4 protein-coding genes are annotated in these 5,494 nt (G+C 47.2%); 3 read left to right on the top strand and 1 reads right to left on the bottom strand.

Annotated features, from left to right (window positions below):
* A partial coding sequence (locus M4D81_RS34570) for a hypothetical protein (RefSeq protein WP_260069681.1) occupies positions 1–517 on the bottom strand: 517 nt, incomplete at its 3' end.
* Between the two features lie 348 nt (positions 518–865).
* On the opposite strand from M4D81_RS34570, the gene M4D81_RS34565 reads away from it, so the two are divergent.
* From M4D81_RS34565 to M4D81_RS34555, 3 genes are all read left to right on the top strand, one after another.
* Positions 866–1,210, top strand: coding sequence for a hypothetical protein (locus M4D81_RS34565; protein WP_006211803.1), 345 nt, complete (start codon positions 866–868; stop codon positions 1,208–1,210).
* A 267-nt stretch (positions 1,211–1,477) separates the two neighbouring features.
* Positions 1,478–2,395, top strand: a complete 918-nt coding sequence (locus M4D81_RS34560; RefSeq protein ID WP_006211804.1) for a tyrosine-type recombinase/integrase — start codon at positions 1,478–1,480, stop codon at positions 2,393–2,395.
* 14 nt (positions 2,396–2,409) lie between these two features.
* Positions 2,410–5,379 carry a Tn3 family transposase gene (locus tag M4D81_RS34555; protein ID WP_028598545.1) on the top strand — a complete coding sequence of 990 codons (2,970 nt, stop codon included), beginning with the start codon at positions 2,410–2,412 and terminating at the stop codon, positions 5,377–5,379.
* The last annotated feature ends 115 nt before the right edge of the window (positions 5,380–5,494 follow it).

Raw genomic sequence — 5,494 nt, 5'->3', positions numbered from 1 at the left:
ACAGTGATAATGATAGTTCGGCTACCGTGACCGATACATTAACCTCAACTAGCGGCTCGAACAACGCATCAGACGCCACCAGCACTTCGTCATCGGGTGATAGTACCTCCACCAATGGAGATAATACCTCCACCACAAGTAGTGGTCCTGCGGCCAACTCATCGGATACGGACGCCACCAGCAGCTCAGGTGATAGCACATCAACGAATGGTGATAATACGTCAACCACAACAAGTGGTCCTGCAACAAACTCATCGGATACAGATGCTACATCGAGTGCAGGTGACAGTTCCTCAACCACTGGCGATAATTCATCCACAACCAGTGCCACTGCCACCACAGGTGATAACACCTCTACGCCTACAGCAACAGCGTCGACAGGCGATAATACTACCACCAATACCTCCAATGCTGACAACTCTTCAACGAACGACAACGCAAGCACCGCCAACAGCACGTTAAACTCCACCAGCTGCGCCACCAACGAATCCACGAATACCAGTGAATCCAACAACACCTTTGACTACAACAGCGCCTTAGTGAGCACGGCAAACGGGTTAGCGAGCTCGGCAAACAACTCGGCAAACACCGTCTCCAATGGCAACAACTTCACCGTTGGCAATCAAATTCAAATTAGCGACAATTCCGTGCTTTTAGCCTTATTGCTTTTGTTTTGCAAATGCCGTACCTGCTGTAACTGTCAGCCTTCTAGCGGATCAACAAGCGGCTGTACCTGCGGCACGTCGGGGACGACGAATTTGGAAGGGATTATTTCCAAACTGCTCGATGATGAAAAAAATAAACAACAGCGCATTTTTGATATGTTAAACCAAAATAATTCAATCGCTTAAGGAGGCGTTTACCCATGCTTGAAAACAGTTCAAAAACCACGTTCACGATGTCTCGCAAAAACGGAGAAACCACACTTTCGGTGGCGATCAACAATGGCAGCGACGAAGAAAAAAATATTAACATGGTCGTCAAAGACAGTGCAAACGGCAATGTATTGCCAAGTGTGATCGATGGCACAGCCATCGACAACGGGGTGACGCTGGAACCTAAAGCAATCAAAAACATGGTGATTGATACCACAAACGCCATCGGGCAAATTCTCGTGGAAATGGCAGGTGCAGGGAGGATGACAATGCGTCAAAAAAGTTCGTCATCCGGTGGCAAAACAAGCAACATCATCGAATTGATATTAAAATAAAAAATATGCTTCGTGAAGTATCGCGCAGAAACGATTCCTATAGCGCGATTCGTTGCCGATTCATTTGCTGCACGAGTGTTTCCTCGGTTGCGCAAATCGTCTCTACGAACCATCATGAAGGAATGATCTCCTAATATTAAATGACCGCTAATTAAGATTAGCGGTCATTTGGTGTTTTCAAAGCATACACTTGATGTCCGCTAATGTTTCGGTTAAAATAAGAATATCATGTCCGCTAATGTAAGACAAGATTTGGAGGCTTTGCTAATGAGAGAAACACCGGGGATTTCGGAACAGGGCGATCAGACGATTCAGGACTTCATTCACGCTCTCACCACCCACGAAGATTTGAATCCCAAAACACTAAAAGAGTATGCAAGCGACCTAAAACATTTCATCGGCTGGTTTGAGACCGCCTACCACCAAGAGGAAGAGATTATATTTCGAATTGAAGATGTGGCTACTCCAACATTAACGCGATATAGGGAAGCAGCACAAAAAATAATGGAATTGAAACCGGCGACCATTAACCGGCGGCTTATTACCCTGAAACGTTTTTTTGAATGGGCCGTGTCAGAATCCAGGATTCGCCGCGACCCTTCGAAGCCGGTTAAATTGGTTCCGGAAGAAAAGGTAAGCCCCAGACAGATGACAGACAAAGAAGAAGCTGCTTTGGTTGCTGCGGCCGAGCATGGCGGTTCTCTTCGGGATCAGACGATTCTAATCGTGATGTTTCACACGGGCTTACGAAGCATGGAAGTGTGTGACTTGGCTCCCGGAGATATTCAAATCGGTAAACGTAGTGGTCAGCTTACGGTCCGATCCGGAAAACGAAATAAACAGAGGGAAGTTCCTTTGAACGCCACGTGTAGAGTTGCTTTAGAAAAATATCTGGCAGAACTCCCTCCGCACAGTCCTTTTCTGTTTCCATCTGAAAAGACCGGCGATCGATTAACCGAACGTGCTTTACGTCATTTAATTCAAAAATATATGAAAGCAGCCCGGCTCGAAGGATTGAGCGCCCACGATCTACGGCACCGGTTCGGCTATGTGATGGCAGAAAACACGCCGTTGCACCGCTTGGCGCAAATTATGGGACACGATAGTCTGGACACAACGATGATTTACGTCAAGGCAACCCGTGCGGATCTGCAAGCGGAAGTCGAAAAAATAGCTTGGCAATAGGGGGATGAAGTACGATGTACGCGAGAGTAAGGGAACTGCTAACTCCGGAGGAACGGCTGCATTATTTGCAGATACCGCCTGATCTTGGCGAATGGGAATTGGGCACTTATTTCACATTTACACAGCATGACCTTGAAATCATACAGCAGCGGCGAAGAGATTATAATCGACTCGGCTTTGCCGTGCAGCTGTGCGTACTTCGTTATCTCGGCTGGACACTTTCTGATACAAAAGAAGTGCCGGTTCAAATTCTTCGTCATATTGCAAAGCAAATCAATGCCGATGTGGAGTCTTTTGCATCTTACGGCGACCGAGAAGCAACGAAGTACGAGCATCTGGATGAGATCCGGAAAGAATATGGCTACCAGACATTCACCTTGAGCGAATATCGTTCTTTGTGCAAGCATCTATTTAGCCATGCAATGGCAAACGGCAATCCCTTACACCTGATTCAACTCGCACTCGAAGATTTACGTAAGCGTAAAATCATTCTCCCTTCAATGGCTACAATTGAAAGAGCCGTTTGGGAAACGCGCAAACGAACAGAAGAAAAAATATTCAAGCTGCTCAGCAGTTCACTGACAGAATTACAAATTGCTAAGCTGGATCGCGTCTTAACCACCATGCCGGAAAGTAGCAAAACCTACTTAGCATGGTTAAGGGAAATTCCAGGTACTAGCTCTCCGGATTCTTTTTTGAAGGTGATTGAAAAACTCGAATACTTACGCGACTTGCAGCTGCAAGTCGATACGAAAGGCATCCATCCGAACCGTCTACGTCAACTTTCTAAAATCGGTTCGCGTTACGAACCTCATTCTTTCAGACGTTTTAATGATCCGAAAAAGTACGCGATTTTAGTAGCGTACCTATTGGAACTAATTCAGGATTTGACAGACCTGGCTTTCGAGATTCATGACCGGCAGATTATGATACTGCTTTCCAAAGGGAGAAAGGCCCAAGAGGAACTTCAAAAGCAAAACGGTAAATCGATCAACGAAAAGGTTGTTCACTTTGCCGATCTTGGAGCCGCTCTTATTAAGGCCCGAAGCGAAGGCATTGATCCGTTTGTTGCTCTTGATGCCGTCATGCCGTGGGATCAGGTCGTCGCATCCGTGGAGGAAGCTAAACGGCTGGCGCGACCAGTTGATTACGACTACTTGGACTTGTTAGAAAAGAAATTCTATGCGCTCCGAAAATACACGCCAACGCTGCTAAAATCGTTGGAATTTCGGTCAACTAAGTCCGCAGAGCCGCTAATGAAGGCGGTCGATATCATCCGGGATATGAATGAAACCGGGAAGCGGAAGGTTCCGGAAGGCGCGCCGCTGAACTTCGTTTCGAACCGCTGGCAAAAGCACGTTTACGACGATGACGGAACGATCAACCGGCATTACTACGAAATGGCTGTCCTGACAGAGTTGCGGAATTACGTTCGTTCCGGGGACGTGTCCATAGTCGGAAGCCGTCAGCATAAGGATTTCGAGGAATACCTTGTTCCGAAAGCCGATTGGAATGGCATTGATCCTAACGCTACAAAGCTTGCCGTCAGTTTGTCCGCAAAGGAATATCTTGAAGAACGGATTGAAGCACTTCTTCAAAGATTAAATTGGGTTTCGGATCACATCGATGAGCTGGACGGAGTAAATTTGGAGAACGGGAAATTGCACATTGAGCGATTGGAGAAAGATGTTCCCGATGAATCCCGAAATTTCAGTCTTTCCCTCTATGAGCTGCTACCACGAATTAAGCTTACGGATCTGCTCATGGAAGTAGCCAACTGGACGAATTTTCATGAGCAGTTTATTCACGCTTCCAGTAACCGCGCTCCGAACGAGGAAGAAACAACAATCCTTATGGCTACCCTTATGGCAATGGGAACGAACATCGGGCTTACGAAGATGGCTGAAGCCACGCCGAGCATTTCATATCGGCAAATGGCCAATACAGCTCAATGGCGGCTGTACGAAGACGCGATGAATAAAGCGCAAGCTGTTCTTGTCAATTTTCATCATAAGCTGGCGCTGCCTTCATATTGGGGGAATGGCACTACCTCCTCATCTGATGGAATGCGCGTCCAGATCGGTGTATCGTCTCTTCACGCAGATGCGAATCCTCACTACGGGACCGGAAAAGGAGCAACGATATATCGCTTCGTGAGCGACCAGTTTTCCACGTTCTATACGAAAGTCATCAATACGAACGCTCGGGATGCCGTACACGTCATCGACGGTTTGCTCCACCACGAAACGGACTTGTCCATTGAGGAGCATTATACGGATACAGCCGGTTACACCGATCAAGTCTTTGGTTTAACGCATTTGCTTGGATTTCGCTTTGCGCCGCGCTTACGCGACTTGGCTGATTCCAAGCTCTACGCTATCGGAAAACCGTCCATTTTCCCTAAATTGGAGAAGCTGCTTCGCGGACAGATTAATACAAAGATCATTCAAGAGAACTACGACGATGTACTCCGGCTGGCTCACTCCATCCGGGAAGGAACCGTTTCAGCATCACTCATTATGGGGAAAATCGGTTCCTATGCAAGACAAAACAGCTTGGCTACCGCGCTGAGAGAAATGGGGCGTATCGAGAAAACGATCTTCATTCTGGATTACCTTTCGAGCGAGGCGCTGCGGAGAAAAATCCATCGGGGGTTGAACAAAGGAGAAGCCATGAACGCATTGGCCAGAGCGATCTTCTTCGGCAAACATGGCGAACTGCGGGAACGTGCGCTACAAGATCAGCTCCAACGGGCAAGTGCGTTGAACATTATCATCAATGCAATTAGCGTTTGGAATACCGTCTATCTCCAGCAGGCAACTGAACACCGCAAAAAGCAAGGTAAGCTTCAGGAAGAACTGCTAAATCACATTTCCCCCCTTGGATGGGAGCACATCAATTTTCTAGGTGAATACAAATTCAACTTCAAGCAGAATACGTCTCTCAACTCATTACGACCGCTGAAACAACAGGAAGGTGAGTGATCGGTAGTCCGGGCGGTGTAGCCCGGACTATTGGGCTTAGAGTAAGAAAAAACGCTAAGCCAGGTACATCCGAAGGCTTAGCGTATATTATCGTTAAAATGTTGGCGGTACCCCT

Origin of the sequence: Paenibacillus sp. p3-SID867 (genome assembly GCF_025142895.1) — a bacterium.
Taxonomy (GTDB): domain Bacteria; phylum Bacillota; class Bacilli; order Paenibacillales; family Paenibacillaceae; genus Paenibacillus_AQ.
The sequence above is the reverse complement of the archived record's forward strand: the minus strand, read 5'-3'. Positions and strand labels throughout refer to the sequence as shown.